This is a genomic window from Cyclobacterium xiamenense, assembly GCF_900109255.1.
GTDB lineage: Bacteria > Bacteroidota > Bacteroidia > Cytophagales > Cyclobacteriaceae > Cyclobacterium > Cyclobacterium xiamenense.
In genome coordinates this window covers 327,085-341,636 of record NZ_FNZH01000004.1, presented here as the reverse complement: position 1 = coordinate 341,636, position 14,552 = coordinate 327,085, and the positions used below count along the sequence as shown (strand labels likewise).

At 50.7% G+C, this 14,552-nt stretch carries 18 protein-coding genes; 6 read left to right on the top strand and 12 right to left on the bottom strand.

The features are described from left to right. Positions 1-16 precede the first annotated feature (16 nt). Positions 17-382, top strand: a complete 366-nt coding sequence (locus tag BMW71_RS15000; RefSeq protein WP_092175643.1) for an Hpt domain-containing protein — start codon at positions 17-19, stop codon at positions 380-382. Between the two features lie 3 nt (positions 383-385). Here the strand turns inward: BMW71_RS15000 and BMW71_RS14995 are convergent, their stop codons facing one another. From BMW71_RS14995 to lpdA, 7 genes are all read right to left on the bottom strand, one after another. Then, a complete protein-coding gene (locus BMW71_RS14995) occupies positions 386-1,390 on the bottom strand; it encodes an N-acetylmuramoyl-L-alanine amidase family protein (RefSeq protein WP_092175640.1) in 1,005 nt (334 codons plus the stop codon). 506 nt (positions 1,391-1,896) lie between these two features. Then, complete coding sequence (locus BMW71_RS14990; RefSeq protein WP_092175637.1) at positions 1,897-3,159, bottom strand: replication-associated recombination protein A; 1,263 nt, start codon at positions 3,157-3,159, stop codon at positions 1,897-1,899. 86 nt (positions 3,160-3,245) lie between these two features. Beyond that, a complete protein-coding gene (locus BMW71_RS14985; protein ID WP_092175634.1) occupies positions 3,246-4,286 on the bottom strand; it encodes a threonine aldolase family protein in 1,041 nt (346 codons plus the stop codon). Beyond that, the gene (locus tag BMW71_RS14980) at positions 4,283-4,741 is read right to left on the bottom strand and encodes a DUF2721 domain-containing protein (protein WP_092175631.1); all 459 of its coding nucleotides are present in this window, start codon (positions 4,739-4,741) and stop codon (positions 4,283-4,285) included. Before BMW71_RS14980 ends, BMW71_RS14985 begins: the two co-directional genes overlap by 4 nt. 88 nt (positions 4,742-4,829) lie before the next feature. Then, positions 4,830-5,639 (bottom strand): anti-sigma factor, encoded by an 810-nt coding sequence (locus BMW71_RS14975; protein ID WP_092175629.1) that lies wholly within the window; start codon positions 5,637-5,639, stop codon positions 4,830-4,832. Next, entirely contained in the window at positions 5,639-6,172 is a 534-nt protein-coding gene (locus BMW71_RS14970; RefSeq protein ID WP_092175626.1) for an RNA polymerase sigma factor, read from the bottom strand. The genes BMW71_RS14975 and BMW71_RS14970 overlap by 1 nt, the downstream gene beginning before the upstream one ends. 60 nt (positions 6,173-6,232) lie before the next feature. After that, positions 6,233-7,630 carry a dihydrolipoyl dehydrogenase gene (gene lpdA, locus BMW71_RS14965; protein WP_092175623.1) on the bottom strand — a complete coding sequence of 466 codons (1,398 nt, stop codon included), beginning with the start codon at positions 7,628-7,630 and terminating at the stop codon, positions 6,233-6,235. 219 nt (positions 7,631-7,849) lie between these two features. On the opposite strand from lpdA, the gene fabG reads away from it, so the two are divergent. Continuing rightward, complete coding sequence (fabG, locus tag BMW71_RS14960; protein ID WP_092175621.1) at positions 7,850-8,596, top strand: 3-oxoacyl-[acyl-carrier-protein] reductase; 747 nt, start codon at positions 7,850-7,852, stop codon at positions 8,594-8,596. 103 nt (positions 8,597-8,699) lie between these two features. Here fabG and BMW71_RS14955 read toward each other — a convergent pair whose 3' ends face one another. Further along, positions 8,700-9,095, bottom strand: a complete 396-nt coding sequence (locus tag BMW71_RS14955; RefSeq protein WP_092175619.1) for a hypothetical protein — start codon at positions 9,093-9,095, stop codon at positions 8,700-8,702. A 49-nt stretch (positions 9,096-9,144) separates the two neighbouring features. On the opposite strand from BMW71_RS14955, the gene BMW71_RS14950 reads away from it, so the two are divergent. From BMW71_RS14950 to BMW71_RS14940, 3 genes are read left to right on the top strand one after another with little or no spacing between them, the layout of a single operon-like run. Further along, the gene (locus BMW71_RS14950; RefSeq protein ID WP_092175617.1) at positions 9,145-9,681 is read left to right on the top strand and encodes a CopD family protein; all 537 of its coding nucleotides are present in this window, start codon (positions 9,145-9,147) and stop codon (positions 9,679-9,681) included. Between the two features lie 55 nt (positions 9,682-9,736). Next, positions 9,737-10,375 carry an SCO family protein gene (locus BMW71_RS14945; RefSeq protein WP_244891197.1) on the top strand — a complete coding sequence of 213 codons (639 nt, stop codon included), beginning with the start codon at positions 9,737-9,739 and terminating at the stop codon, positions 10,373-10,375. Beyond that, positions 10,353-10,823 carry a c-type cytochrome gene (locus tag BMW71_RS14940; RefSeq protein WP_244891185.1) on the top strand — a complete coding sequence of 157 codons (471 nt, stop codon included), beginning with the start codon at positions 10,353-10,355 and terminating at the stop codon, positions 10,821-10,823. Before BMW71_RS14945 ends, BMW71_RS14940 begins: the two co-directional genes overlap by 23 nt. Here the strand turns inward: BMW71_RS14940 and BMW71_RS14935 are convergent. Continuing rightward, positions 10,807-11,238 carry a hypothetical protein gene (locus tag BMW71_RS14935; RefSeq protein ID WP_092175609.1) on the bottom strand — a complete coding sequence of 144 codons (432 nt, stop codon included), beginning with the start codon at positions 11,236-11,238 and terminating at the stop codon, positions 10,807-10,809. The genes BMW71_RS14940 and BMW71_RS14935 overlap by 17 nt on opposite strands. Positions 11,239-11,398: 160 nt before the next feature. On the opposite strand from BMW71_RS14935, the gene BMW71_RS14930 reads away from it, so the two are divergent. Continuing rightward, entirely contained in the window at positions 11,399-12,235 is an 837-nt protein-coding gene (locus tag BMW71_RS14930; protein ID WP_092175606.1) for an aminotransferase class IV, read from the top strand. Positions 12,236-12,244: 9 nt separating this feature from the next. Here the strand turns inward: BMW71_RS14930 and BMW71_RS14925 are convergent, their stop codons facing one another. Genes BMW71_RS14925 through BMW71_RS14915 form a run of 3 tightly spaced genes read right to left on the bottom strand, consistent with a single transcriptional unit; the run spans position 12,245 to position 14,546 of the window. Beyond that, positions 12,245-12,670, bottom strand: a complete 426-nt coding sequence (locus tag BMW71_RS14925; RefSeq protein WP_092175604.1) for a hypothetical protein — start codon at positions 12,668-12,670, stop codon at positions 12,245-12,247. Positions 12,671-12,684: 14 nt separating this feature from the next. Further along, positions 12,685-13,911 (bottom strand): ABC transporter permease, encoded by a 1,227-nt coding sequence (locus tag BMW71_RS14920; RefSeq protein WP_092175601.1) that lies wholly within the window; start codon positions 13,909-13,911, stop codon positions 12,685-12,687. Beyond that, the gene (locus tag BMW71_RS14915) at positions 13,908-14,546 is read right to left on the bottom strand and encodes an ABC transporter ATP-binding protein (RefSeq protein WP_092175598.1); all 639 of its coding nucleotides are present in this window, start codon (positions 14,544-14,546) and stop codon (positions 13,908-13,910) included. The genes BMW71_RS14920 and BMW71_RS14915 overlap by 4 nt, the downstream gene beginning before the upstream one ends. Between the last annotated feature and the right edge of the window lie 6 nt (positions 14,547-14,552).

Here is a 14,552-nt window from a genome sequence, read left to right as displayed (position 1 = left end):
ACCGACCGATCCAACAATGAAAAACAGTCAGGATAAACTATACAATCTCATAAATTTGGAGGAAATCAGCGGAGGAAGTGATGACTTTATCCGGGAAATGATAAAGCTTTTTGTGACGCAGGCCAAAAGTACCATAGACGGCTTGAACAATGCGTTTGATCAGAAAGACCTAAACGAAATCAAAAACCTGGCACACCAGATCAAACCCAGTATAGACAACTTACGGATTGACGTGCTTAGCCCCGTGATCCGGGAGGTAGAGCGGCTGGCAGAAGACGGAGGCGCTTGGGAAAAACTCTCTCCTATGATCATGGAAACCAATACCGTTTTGGAGGCGGTGTTGTCCCAACTGGACGAAGAGTTAAAAAATCGAACGGCCTAGCATTTACCGGGGATAAAATGCCTCCAGCCGCAGTGCTTCTATGGCCGCCTCTTCCGATTTGCCTTGCGCTTTCAGAATCGCCACCCGAAGTTCGTGGCAGTCCCGTGCCAGGTAGGAATCCGGAAAAGCCTTTACACTCAGGTTCAGCAACGATAATGCCTGCAGCCTGGCCGCGGCATCTCCTTTTTCGTACAGGCGATTGGCCTGCTCGTAATTTTCCTTCCATTGCAAGGCTTCCGGGCGCATGCGCTCTGCCTCCTGAAACACCTCAAAAGGCGGTAGCCGAAGCGGTAGGGATTTCTCCAGTATTGGCGGCAGGTCTTCGGAGAAAAATGCCCGAATCGCCTCCAGGTAGGCAACTGCTTCCTTGCGGTTGTAGGCTTGTTTTTTCAGCCGTTTCTCCTCCTTCGGGTGGGTAAAAAACGTCGCTTCTCCAATGACGGCAGGCATGCCGTAGGTGCCTCGCAACACGCTGGCACCCGACTTGGAGAAGATGGTGTGGTCCGATACCAGGCTGTAGGGACCCTTCCCACCAAACAAATGCTTGCGCAAAGCAAGGGCGATTTTTTCTCCCAAAAGCACACTGGACTGATTTTCCATGGCTGCCCCATGAAAGTAAATGATGGGGAAATTTACCGAGGGATCAGCCGTAGCGTTGTGATGGATGGAAACGAAGAGGTCACCCTTGCTTTCCAGCGCCAAGCGACTTCGGTCTTCCAGTGGCACGAAGGTGTCGCTATCCCGGGTAAGGACCACTTTGGCCCCGGCCTCTTCCAGTAGGTCTCGTAATAAAAGGGCAACGCGTAGGTTCACCCATTCTTCCCGTTCTCCGGAAGGTCCTACCCGGTAGGAATCGGTAGCCGCTGTTCCGCCATGTCCCGGGTCCAGAATGATGACCTTTCCATCGAGCGGATCGGCTAGTGATAAGGGGCCGCTGGCAAGGGTACGGTCAGCAGAAAGCAGACAACCCAATAAAATTACCAGCCAAAAAACGGAATTACTTTGCATAGGAAAGGATTTGCGTGAGTAGGGATCGGGCCCACTAGGAGAAAAGCCCCCAGCCGGAAGCCACCTGATGTAAGAACGATGCGCTAAAATCACAAATTTTGGGATAGAAACCAACGTTGACCACGACTATCTTTCCGGCCTTTGTGCCAGAAACAACTACCGGTATAGGCAAGAACACTACCAGCCCGATGCAGCATAGCGAACGGTACAGGGCTCTGGTGTAAAACTAACCCTAATGTTCTGCCGTAGCTTGCTGGGCACCTGTCCAGGGAATCGAGTATACAAGGTGAATTTATGATCCGGGCAATGAACTGTCCTTCGAGTAATTTTTATGGTAAAATCGCAAAGGACGAAAAACCGGATTTGCTCGAAATCTGCCTCTTCTCCAGGTTTTCGAAAACGGACGAGGGATTGCTTTTGATCTGAGCGCTAGCCTACCTCCCATTCACTTCGATCCCCGGGTTCCTAGCCGCGAATTCCGCCATTTTTTCGGCAGAGGCGGCCTTCTAGTAACCGTATTTGTCCCCCCACAACTTTTGTAAATGCTTTCGGAGTTCGTTTTCACGTGGGTTGCGGCCGGGATCGTAGAGCTTCGTTCGGACCAGTTTGTCCGGAAGGAATTCCTGGGACACAAAATTATTTTCAAAATCATGGGCGTATCGGTAGGATTTTCCGTAATCCAAATCCTTCATGAGTTTCGTGGGCGCATTGCGTAGGTGCAGGGGAACCGGCAAATCCCCTTCCTGCCGCACCAGCGCCTGGGCCTGATTGATGGCCGTATAGCTGGCGTTGCTTTTCGGCGAGGACGCCAGATAGGTTACGCATTGGGACAAAATGATGCGCGACTCCGGATAGCCAATGACGTTGACGGCCTGAAAGCAATTCGTGGCGAGCAGCAAGGCATTGGGATTGGCATTGCCGATGTCTTCCGAGGCCAGGATCAGCAGTCGGCGGGCGATAAATTTCACGTCCTCTCCTCCTTCGATCATCCGGGCCAGCCAATATACGGCCGCATTGGGGTCGGAACCCCGGATGGATTTGATAAATGCCGATATGATGTCGTAATGCTGCTCACCGGATTTATCGTAGAGCGCCACCTTTTGCTGGGCTACCTCCATGACCCGATCGTTTTCAATCACCACCGGATCTCCCGGCAAGCTGTCGATAACGATTTCGAGTAAATTCAGTAGTTTGCGCCCATCTCCACCGGAAATTCGCAGCAGGGCATCGGTTTCTTTTAACTTAACATTGCGTTTCTTGATGTCCAAATCCTTTTCCAGGGCCTGCTGCAACATGGCTTCAAGTTCGGGTTTACCCAGGGGATTGAGGGTAAAAACCTGGCAGCGCGAGAGCAGGGCGGCATTCACTTCAAAGGAAGGATTCTCAGTAGTAGCGCCTATCAGCCGAATGGTTCCCTTCTCCACAGCCCCCAATAAGGCATCCTGTTGGGACTTATTGAACCGATGGATCTCGTCAATAAACAGCACCACACCCTGCTGGAAGCGGGCCTTTTGAATTACCTCTCGAATGTCTTTCACGCCGGAGCTAATGGCGCTTAGTGTGTAAAAAGGCGCCTTGACCTCGTTGGCGATGATATTGGCGATGGTGGTCTTGCCCACGCCGGGAGGCCCCCATAGGATCAGCGAAGGAACCGAGCCCGATCGAATGGCCTGGTACAAAAATGTTCCCGGCCGGGTCAAGTGTTCCTGCCCAATCAGGTCTTCGAGTTTCGCCGGCCGCATTCGTTCAGCCAATGGTATTTGATCCATGTCTCTTGCATTTAGGTGGATGTACGTCAACTGGCAACGGGGACTATTCGCCTATTCCTTCGGAACCTTCCCCAAGGAACGCGGGATCAAAACCGTACCTTCCACTGCGCGAACCGCTGCTCCATTGCTTCCAAGTGACGGTCTTCGATATCCAGGTGAGTGACCATCCGGATCTGGTCTTTTCCGAATTTTACGGCGCGAATCTGCTTGTCCGCCAATTGCTCCAAAAAGGATTCGGGACTTATTCTATCCAAACGGGCAATCACGATATTGGTCGCTACCGGGAGAATCTCGCTCACTCCGGGGACCCTGGCTAGCAAGTGGGCGATCAAGCGGGCGCGATCGTGGTCCTCCTCCAGTCGGGCTACGTGATGATCCAGGGCGTAAATTCCGGCAGCTGCCAACATGCCGGCCTGACGCATTCCTCCCCCAAGTGCCTTGCGTACTTTTCTGGCTTTTCGTATGGTTGCCTGACTGCCCAGCAGCACCGAGCCCACCGGACAGCCCAGGCCTTTGCTCAGGCATATGGAAAGGGTATCGCACATTTTACCCCAGTCATGGGGCCGCTCGCCGGAATAAACAAGGGCATTGAACAGCCTGGCTCCATCCAGGTGCAGTTTCAAACCGGTTTCTTTGCACAATTGACGAATGGGACGGACTTCTTCCAGCGTATACACGCTTCCGCCTCCTTTGTTCATGGTGTTTTCCAGAGAAACCAGCGTCGTTTCCGGCGCATGATCGTCGTCCGGATTGATGGACTCCCTTATGGCTTCTACCTGCAGTTTCCCCGCCGCGCCGTCCAATAGCTTTACGGAAGCCTGGCTGTTGGACATGATGCCCCCTCCCTCGTAAAGATAGACGTGGGAATATTTATGGCAAATCACCTCGGTTTGCGGACCGGTATGAAGCCGGATAGCGATCTGATTGCTCATGGTCCCGGAGGGGCAGAAGAGCCCTGCTTCCATTCCGAAAATACCGGCCAGCTTGGTCTCCAGTTGCCGGACGGTGGGGTCTTCACCAAACACGTCGTCCCCCAGGCTGGCTTGCATCATGGCTTCTTTCATTTCCCGGCTGGGCTGGGTAAGGGTATCGCTGCGCAGATCGATCGCGCCAACGGTTTCGCTCATTTGTTCGCTTCTTTATTGGTAAACAACTGATTCAAACTGCTGCTGCTTTGCCGGTTGAGCACGTCTTCCATGTCCAGCAGCTCCAGATTCAGCGCATTGGTTGAGATTTGTAGTTCCGCCAAGGATATGGCCAGGGAAATCAACAGGCAAAGCATGCTCCCCATAAACACCCAATTTGCAGCAGTGATAAATTCCTGGTAGAGCAAAAACATGCAGATCACGCACAGCAGGAAACTCAGAACGCCGAATATCTGCATGTTTTTGATCATGTTCAGCCGTTTTCGTAGGTTTTTGATTTGGCCGATGATTGCTTTTTCCTGACTACTGCTTTCCAGGTATTTTTTATGGAGCCCCCGAATCAGATTGGCCATGGCCAAAAACCGGTTGGTATACGCCAGCATCAACAAGGTAATGGCGGAAAAAAGCAAACCGGGGGTAGAAAGTTGTAGTTCCATGTGAGGGAATGTTATACCTGCAAGTTAAAATAAAATAGCAGCTGCATCAATACCCGGCGGGATCCGGGCAGCACTTTTTGCATGGGCCTCAGGAAACCTCTCCCAGCACGACCAATTTTTCGAGGGTAGGACTGGCACTCCCTCCCTTCGGTTCAATGGTGATGGCAAAGGCCTGCGCTTCCGAAGCCGCTTGCATGGTTTGGAGGTTTAATTTTTCTCCGGGATTCACCAGGCCGATGCCTTTCGGACCATCGGCCCCAATGGCCCACAACTGGTAATCGCTGTTTTCATCCAAATCTGCCAATTGGTTTACCGAAAGGAAAACCTCCTGACTCTCCCGGTCCCAGAAGACATCCACCCGGGCTTCTTCCTGCATGGGAAGGCCGGTTGCCTCCATGGGGACGCGTTCAAAATTGCCGGATAACAGCTGTTTGGTCCGGGAATCCAGTTGATCGAAACGCACCTGATTGTTTTGGAGGTTCTCGGCCAACCGGGCATTTTGTGCCAGCGCTTGCGTTACCCGTGCTTCCGCCTCGTAGTAACGGTATCCAAAATAGCCGGCAAGTCCAATGGCAAGTAGGGCGGTGACCGAGGCAGCCACGGCGAAATTTTTCCAAGAGGTAGCGGCAAGCGTCCGCTCCTTTTGTTTTTTCGTAGCGGACGCCGCATGTCGGTCGGCCTCCAGGCTGGCAAAAATTTTATCCTTCACGCGCACGGAAGGCTCCCTCCCGGATCGTTGGTCGAAGTCAAACTGCATGGCCTCAATGGCCTCGATCTCCCGTTGGATTTCTGGGTACGCTTTGGCCAGGGAAAGCACTTCCCGCCGCTCCGTTTCGTTAAGGTCTCCCAAAACAAAAAGCTCCAACTTGCCAGACGATATGTAAGCCTGTATGTCCACTAAATTTTACCTGCTTTCTTTTTCAACACCTGTAGGGCAGCCCTGACCCGTGATTTTACCGTCCCGAGCGGCAGGGAGTACATCTCTGCCACTTCCGAATGGGTATACCCTTTAAAATAGATGCATTCCATCACCAGCCGCTGCTCTTCGTTCAAATCGTCCATTAGTTCCCGAACCCCGATCCCGTCTACTGTGGCGGCTGTATCGGATTCTCCCTCCAACGCATATACGTAGGCATCGATGGTATTGGTCTTACTATTGGTGGAAAATTCTTTGGATCGGGTTTTATCGATCGCGGCATTCCGGCAGATTGCCGCCATCCAGGTGTACAACCGCCCGTTTGCCTCATCGTAGGAATCGATCTTTTTCGCAATTTTCAGAAAGGCATCGTGAAAAACCTCCTCCGCTATTTCCTGATCGAAAATTATCCTGCGCACAATACCATACAGTGCCCTGGAATACTTTTCGTACAAATATTCCTGGACCTGCCGGTCTTTGGCCCGAAGCCCTCGTATCAAATCCTGCTCTTCCAAAAAACCTATCTCAGTAGCTAGTACCTACAATCCATTCCAAACTGCCTTCCGGCGATGCCCCTACAGGTGAATGACTTCGCCGTAGGCCGCAGCGGCAGCCTCCATGATGGCTTCCGACATGGTTGGGTGCGGATGAACTGTTTTTATCAGTTCGTGGCCGGTAGTTTCCAGTTTACGGATGGCGACTATTTCGGCAATCATCTCCGTTACGTTGGATCCGATCATGTGAGCGCCAAGCAACTCCCCGTATTTGGCGTCAAACACCAACTTCACAAAGCCGTCTTTGGCACCAGCAGCCGAAGCCTTTCCAGAGGCGGAAAACGGAAATTTACCGACTTTCAATTCGTAACCGGCTTCCTTGGCCTTTGCTTCGGTGTACCCAACTGATGCGATTTCGGGGATGCAGTAGGTACAGCCGGGGATGTTGTTATAGTCCAGCGGATCGGGATGCTGACCCGCAATTTTTTCTACACAGATAATCCCTTCGGCGGAAGCCACATGGGCTAGTGCCGGTCCTGCCACCACATCACCGATCGCATAGTAGCCCGGCATATTGGTTTTGTAGTATTCGTCTACTTTGATTTTACCTTTGTCCACCAGGATGCCCACATCTTCCAGGCCGCAATTTTCCACATTGGATACCACGCCCACTGCAGACAGCACCAGGTCGCACTCGATCACTTCTTCGCCCCCTTTGGTTTTGACCGTTACTTTGCAGCCGGACCCTTTGGTGTCTACCTGGGTAACCTCCGCGCTGGTCATGATTTCAATGCCTTTTTTCTTGTATAGTTTCTCCAAGGTCTTGGATACTTCCTCGTCTTCGTTAGGGACGATCCGGTCTAGAAACTCCACAATGGTCACTTCCACACCGATGGAGCGGTACACGTAGGCAAATTCCACCCCGATGGCGCCAGAGCCTACCACCACCATCTTTTTAGGCATTTTATCCAGGGTCATGGCTTTTCGGTAGCCGACGATTTTCTTATTGTCAATCTTCAACGCCGGCAATTCCTTGGATCTGCCGCCCGTGGCAATGATGATGTGGTCAGCGCTGTACTCGGTTTTCTTTCCATCCTTATCTTCGACCTCCACTTTTTTTCCAGGTTTCACTTTTCCCCAACCCAGCAACTGTTCGATTTTATTTTTCTTCATCAGAAACTGCACGCCCTTGCTCATACCGGCAGCCACGTCGCGGCTTCGTTTGATCATGTCCTCAAAATTGACGCTGGCCTTGTCCACGGAAATGCCGTAATCGGCCGCATGGTTGATGTATTCAAATACCTGAGCACTTTTAATCAGGGCTTTGGTCGGGATGCATCCCCAATTCAGACAGATACCCCCCAGCTCTTCTGCTTCCACCACGGCAACTTTCAGCCCGAGCTGCGAGGCCCGGATCGCTGCTACATAACCTCCTGGGCCTGTGCCCAGCACGATGACATCAAATTTTGTTGAAGACATATGATTCGATTTTGATTTCTTTTTTTGCTATGCAAATTTAAAAGAATAATGTTCAGAAAAAAATTTGGTTTTGATAATCAAAGCTGGTAGAAACCCAATGAAAGCATAGATCCAACGCAAATCTCCAAAGAAGACAAAAGCATTAATTCCAATCCCCTTCCCGATATTTTGGAATAAATACCTATTTTTGGCAAAGAAAAAACACTAAAAATTTTGACTATGGGATTACTAACAGGAAAAAAAGCCCTGGTAACCGGGGCTTCCAAAGGGATCGGAAGGGCCATTGCCATCCGCTTCGCCGAGGAAGGCGCGGACGTGGCCTTTACTTTTTTGTCTAGTGTAGAAAAAGGCGAACAACTGGAAAAGGAACTGGCAGCCTTTGGCATCAAAGCAAAAGGCTTCCGCTCCGACGCCTCTGATTATCAGGCAGCCGAGCAACTCATTGCCGATGTGGTCGCTGAATTTGGCGGCCTGGACATTTTGGTAAACAACGCGGGGATCACACGGGACAACCTGTTGATGCGCATGAGCGAAGAAAACTGGGACGAGGTGATCGGTACCAACCTCAAATCGTGCTTCAACACCGTAAAAGCGGTAACCCGGACCATGATGAAAGCAAAGGCCGGCTCCATCATCAACATCACCTCCGTGGTAGGGATCAAAGGCAACGCCGGTCAGGCCAATTATGCGGCTTCGAAAGCCGGAATCATCGGATTTACCAAATCCGTCGCCCTGGAACTCGGATCCCGGAATATCCGATGCAACGCCATCGCTCCCGGATTCATTGAAACCGAGATGACCGCAGTCCTCGACGAAAAAACGGTGCAAGGCTGGCGAGACGGAATCCCCATGAAACGGGGCGGAAAACCCGAGGAGGTGGCCGATGCCTGCGTTTTTCTCGGATCGGACCTGAGCAGTTACATCTCCGGACAAACCCTTCAGGTAAACGGTGCCATGCTCAGCTGATCCCACCTATCCGGCAAAATACCGGAAAGCCCCCAGGCATCGTCTGGGAGGCTTATTCCTCCGATAAGGCTGATTTGCCTTCCTCGCTTTCGGAGATCTTGGATCAATCAACTTGCTGCCACCTCACCTGTCCCATGGCAGTTTTTTCATAGGTAGCGATGCAATACCGCTCCCATTTCGCATCAAAATATGGCGGCTCCGGGGACAGTTCGATTTCCCCCAGGTCGCGGTCAAAAAAGAATACCCGGGTATTCCCGTATTTGGTATGGGGCATAAAATCGCCGTAAGCCCGCATTTCCTCCCATTGCTTTCCATCGGTGGCCACGGCAAAAATCCGAATGACCGGTCCGGTGTTGTTTTCGTTTCTGTATCGGGCCAATTCGCGGTAATCTCCTTTCAGGTCCTGAACCCCTGGCTGGCTAAGACTCGCATACACCATCACCAGCAGCAGTACGGCCACGATGCCTCCAATCAGGTACCTCCAATATTTTGTTTTCATTGTATCAAAAAACCAATGTGAACCCTTAATTTAGCACAAAATTGCAACAATGGCATTCGAATACATCAAAGCGCTTCACATAATATTTGTAGTCACGTGGTTTGCAGGCCTTTTTTATGTGGTCCGCTTGTTTATCTATCAGACCGAAGCACTGGAACGCCCCGAAGCGGAGCGCGCTATCCTCAAACCCCAACTCGATCTGATGACCCGAAGGCTCTGGACCATCATCACCTGGCCGTCGGCTATCCTGACGCTAATTTTGGGCATTGCCATCTTGTTTTACCGCCCGGCTTACCTGCAAATGCCCTTTATGCACGCAAAACTTGGCTTTGTATTCCTTCTTTATGCCTATCAACTTGGTTGTCAGCGCATCTATCGCTCGCTCCAGCAAGGGAAGCCCGTTTGGAACAGCATGCGCCTGCGCCTATGGAACGAAGTGGCTACCTTGTTACTGTTCGCCATCGTCTTTCTGATCGTGCTCAAAAACCTGGTCGATATGTTCTGGGGAATGCTGGGTTTGGTAGGCCTGGCGGTACTGCTGATGCTCGCGACAAAGTGGTACAAAAAGCGCCGCGAGCGGAACTAATTCCCCTGCTGAGGTGTCCTATAATCAAAAAATGAATACACCGTTTTTTTCTGCAATGCCTATCTTGCTGCTGGTTGGTTTGGCAGCTTGCCAGGATCCGTCGACCTCTGAGTCCTTGCCCATTTTGGGCAACCGCCATACCGAGGAAATCACCGTTGATGGAGTCACCCGGGTAGATACGGTCTACCATACAATCGCTGACTTTACCTTTGTCAACCAGGAAGGGGAGTCGGTATCCAACGATGACGTACGGGGAAAGGTATACGTCGCCGATTTCTTTTTTACCAGCTGCCCCACCATCTGCCCCATCATGAAAAAGGAGATGTTGCGCGTATACGAAGCGTTCAAAGACGAGCCTGATTTTAAAATTCTGAGCCATACCATCGATCCCGAATACGATACGGTGGCCCTGCTGAAAGACTACGCAGCCAGACTAGGCGTGGAGAATGCCCAAACCTGGAATTTTCTAACCGGTGAACAAGAAAAAATATTCGAAATCGGCCAAACTTCCTACCTGACCACTGCCATGTCGGACAAAGACGAACCAGGCGGATACCTGCACAGCGGAGCCTTCGTTCTGATAGACCGGAAAGGACGGATACGTGGGGTATACGACGGTACCAAGGAAACGCAGGTAAACCGGCTGATAAAAGCTATTCCCAGGTTATTGAATGAATCGGATGAGGACGGCTAAACGAGCAGCTTATTGGATCTTATTGGGTACCATCCTGCATGCCTGCGGCCCGTCAGGCGAAAAGCGGGACCAGGGAATACGGGACATAGACGAGCTAAAAACCAAACAATACGCCATTGAAGGGCAACAACTGTACCTGACGTATTGCAGCAACTGCCATCAGGAAGACGGAAGCGGTTTGGCAAAACTCATCCCCCCGCTCCGCAGTTCGGATTACATGCTATCGGACATAGGCCGGACGATTCGGCTGATAAAATATGGCGTAGCAGGTGAAATGACGGTGAACGGACAGGTGTACAACCAAGCCATGCCCGGCAATCCGGGACTGACGCCACTGGAAATCGCTCAATTGTCCACCTATATCTATAATGTGTGGGGGCATAAAAAGGGTATCGTCTCCACCGAACAGGTAAATCAGGCACTCGAAAACGTCACAAGCCCCCGTTGAGCAGGGAGTCGGAACGGGTCAACGCAGATCGAATGTCCTTTTTTACCTGCTCCACCTTCTTCATTTGATCCTGCAAGTAACTCCGGATCTCTTCTTCCGTCATGCCGTCGTACTCGCTCTCGAACTGCCGCATCCACACAAACATGCCATCGTAAGCCGCCTCACAGGATCGGGCTGCTGCCCTTAGTTCCTGAACCTGCTCTCCGGTATCCACTCCGTTAGCCTCCTGTGCCAGCGCGTCTGCTTTTTCTTCCAACTTTTTTTGCCGACTTTTCAGGGTTCCAATTTCCGGCATTACCTCATCGTGGACGGCAATTACTTGCTCTTTTAACGCCACATTTTCATCTTTTTCCGCCGCACACGAAAATAGCAGTGCAAAAAATAGCACAAATAAGGGAAAAGGTCTTACTTTCATATTGAATCGTTTACGTGGTTTATTGAACACAAAAACAGTTGCCAATTGTCTCGTAAAACTGCATAAAATAACATTAAAAAAAAATGAAAAGTACCACTTTTTTATAGTAAATATGATTAATACAATGTTAAAATAAAATTAATTATTAAATAGATACAACATGAAACCATTTTGTTTTTCAACCGACCAAATCATCGATAGCCAGCAGGCACGGGTGCATCCCCTGGATATTGGCTTGATCAGAGGGTATGCCATTTTTGATTTTTTCAGAACCGTGGGCAGGCATCCCTTATTTTTGGAAGCGTACCTGAATCGTTTTACGGAATCCGCGAGAAAAGCCGGACTGGCATTGGACTACAGTCCATTGGAACTAAAGGAAATCATCTACGAATTGATAGAGAAAAATGCGCATGCTGACGGTGGAATCCGCATCGTGCTTACCGGAGGCCTGTCGCCCAACCACTTTTTACCTGCCAAAGGGCAACTCTTTATTTTCTGCGAATCCCTGCAGTTACCTGCTGAAGAGAAATACCGGAATGGCGTAAAACTTGTAAGTGTGGACTATGTCCGACCCCTCGCTGCCATCAAGACCACCAACTACACCTATCCATGTTGGCTGAGCCTGGACTGGAAAGCCCAGCAGGCAGAGGACGTGGTCTACCACCACGAGGGGCGGGTTTCGGAAAGCTCTAGAAGCAATATTTTCATGGTGAAACACGGGCAATTGTACACACCCAACCGCGATATTCTTTGGGGAATTACCCGAAATAAGGTAATCGAATTGGCCGGAGATGTGAGCTTTGCCGACTTTGGGCTGGATGAACTCCTACAGGCAGACGAAGTCTTTATCAGTTCTACCACCAAGCGCATCCTGCCCATTACACAGATCGATCAGGTTCGAATCGGTACCGGCAAGCCCGGTCCGGTAACAAGAAAACTCATGGCCGATTTTTTGGCAATGGAGTTGGAAATAGCCGCTACCGCCGCATCGCGCTAGCATCCGGTATCAGGGTGAGATAAGCTGGGCATCCGTCAGGATGTACATCAGCTTCTCCGGATCCTTGGCATTCAAAACCAGGGTTCCTTTCACCTGTACCTTTTTGGAGGTGTATTTAATCGGGTCTTGCAGCATTACTTCCATGACGGTCTCCGGGCCTCCGGAACCGCAAAAAAAGCATTCCGCCAGCGGGAGGGAAGAGAGAATGATGTGCTCCGGCTTGAACATGCCTTCAAAAGGAATGATGTATCCATCTGCCGTGACTTCTTTCCCTTCCATTCCTTTGACTTTCTCGTCAAAAACCGGGAGGTATAGTTCGCCAAATTCATCCTCTCCAATTTCATACGTTACTTTGGAGAGGTCTTTCCATACGCTATTTTGCTGTGCCAGGCCAGGCAATGCCAAAAACGTCAATAGGATAATTAGATACTTCATAGCATGCAATTTGTTTACTTGGTTAGTTGTGTGGCAATATCTGTCCGGTAGGCATTCCATGCGGGAATCAATGAGGCAATAATCCCCACCGCCAGGGCATAGCCCAGGATCCACCATTCACTGCTAAGGAAAACAAAGGCCGTCAGTCCGGACATCAGTCCCTGTTCGTTTACCATAACCAATACCAGGAGAAAAAAGTGTCCGATGAGCAGCCCCGATACCGCACCCATAAACGTTAATAACAACCCTTCCATTACAATCAGAACAAATAGCTGGCCCCGGGAGGCGCCAATAGCCCGCATCACGGCAAGATCGTACTTTCTTTCTTTAAGAGAATTGTACAGCGCTATGAAAATCCCCAGCGCTGCAATGGAGACGATGACCAGGGCCAGACCTTGAATGAGGGATATGCCTACTCCCAGCAACTCAAACAGCCGGGAAATCTCAAAGGAGGGAGAGGCCGCCTGCAGGGCGGTACGGCTGTTAACAAAACGGGGCAACTGAACGGCCGCAATGGGGTTTCGATACTGCACCAATAGGGTGGTAAGCTCACGTGCCTCCTCGTCCCTGGCTTCCGGAAGCCCTGTTTTGCTAACTTCCTGCTCCATTTTATCGTGGTCGTGTTCCTCGTCGTGAGATAGCCACACCGACTCCACACTGGTGAGTATCAGTTGGTCGACCACATTCCCCCTGGCTTCCAGCACACCTACCACTACGTAGGGGTGCTCGTCGTGCTCGTGGCTGGCAGAAGCAATGCCGTGCGATCCAACAAAGGTATCGCCTACTTTCAAGTCCAGCTTTTGTGCGGCCACTTGTCCCAATACCACCTCGAAAGGTAGACGCCAGGCTTCCCCAGTCTCAAATTCCGCGCCATACAGTTCGAGGTAATCGTGGTTGGTGCCGACAATCCGGTATCCCTGGTAGTTGTCTCCCAGGCCTAGCGGAATGGTATTTTTGATAAGGCGGTTTTTGGACAACTTTCCCGCTTCTTCCAGGGGAATATTTCCGGTAGGAAAATCGATGTGGTAGACAGAGGAAAGCACCAATTGCAGCGGGCTTCCTTTGGCGCCAATGACCAGGTCAATGCCGGAGGCGTCCCTGTTCATCTTATTTTCAAACTGGTCCTGTATTAAAATTAATACCGTTATAATGGATAGGCCCAGGGCCAATAACAGAATATTCAGCCCCGTATTCCACGGTTTTGCCATCAGGTAGCTCCAGCTTAGCTTTAGCATGTTCATAGACCTTTCCGGGTAAGGGTGATACGCGTTTCAATTTCGTCTTTGATGCGTTGATCGTGGGTGACAATCAGGAGCGATGCGTTGAGTTTCTTTGCTTGTTCTTTCAGCAGGTTCACAACGATTTTGGCGTTTTCGTCGTCGAGGCTTGCCGTAGGTTCATCGGCCAGGATGATTTTGGGCTCGTTGACCAGAGCCCTGGCAATCGACACCCGCTGGGCCTCTCCTTCACTTAGGGTGTGGATGCCTGCGTTTTTTTTATCGAAGATACCCAATTCGCTTAAGATCCGGTCCACCATTCCGTCCGAGGGCTTGTTGACAAAAAACCGAGGCAAGGCGACGTTTTCTTCTACCGTTAGCGGGGAAAGGATGTGCGGCTTTTGAAAGACAATTCCAATATTTTTTCCCCGGAATTTATCCAACGTGTTTCCTTTCATGGAATACAGGGAAATGCCGTCTATCCGAACCTCGCCTTGCTGTGGGGCCAGCAGCCCACCCAGAATGTTCAGCAGGGTGGTTTTTCCACTACCGGATTTTCCGAGCACCAAAACGGCTTCGCCCCCTTTGATCTCAAAATCCGGAATAAAAAATGGTTGTTCTTTATTGTATGCAAATTGAATAGACGTAGCGGCAATCATCAATCG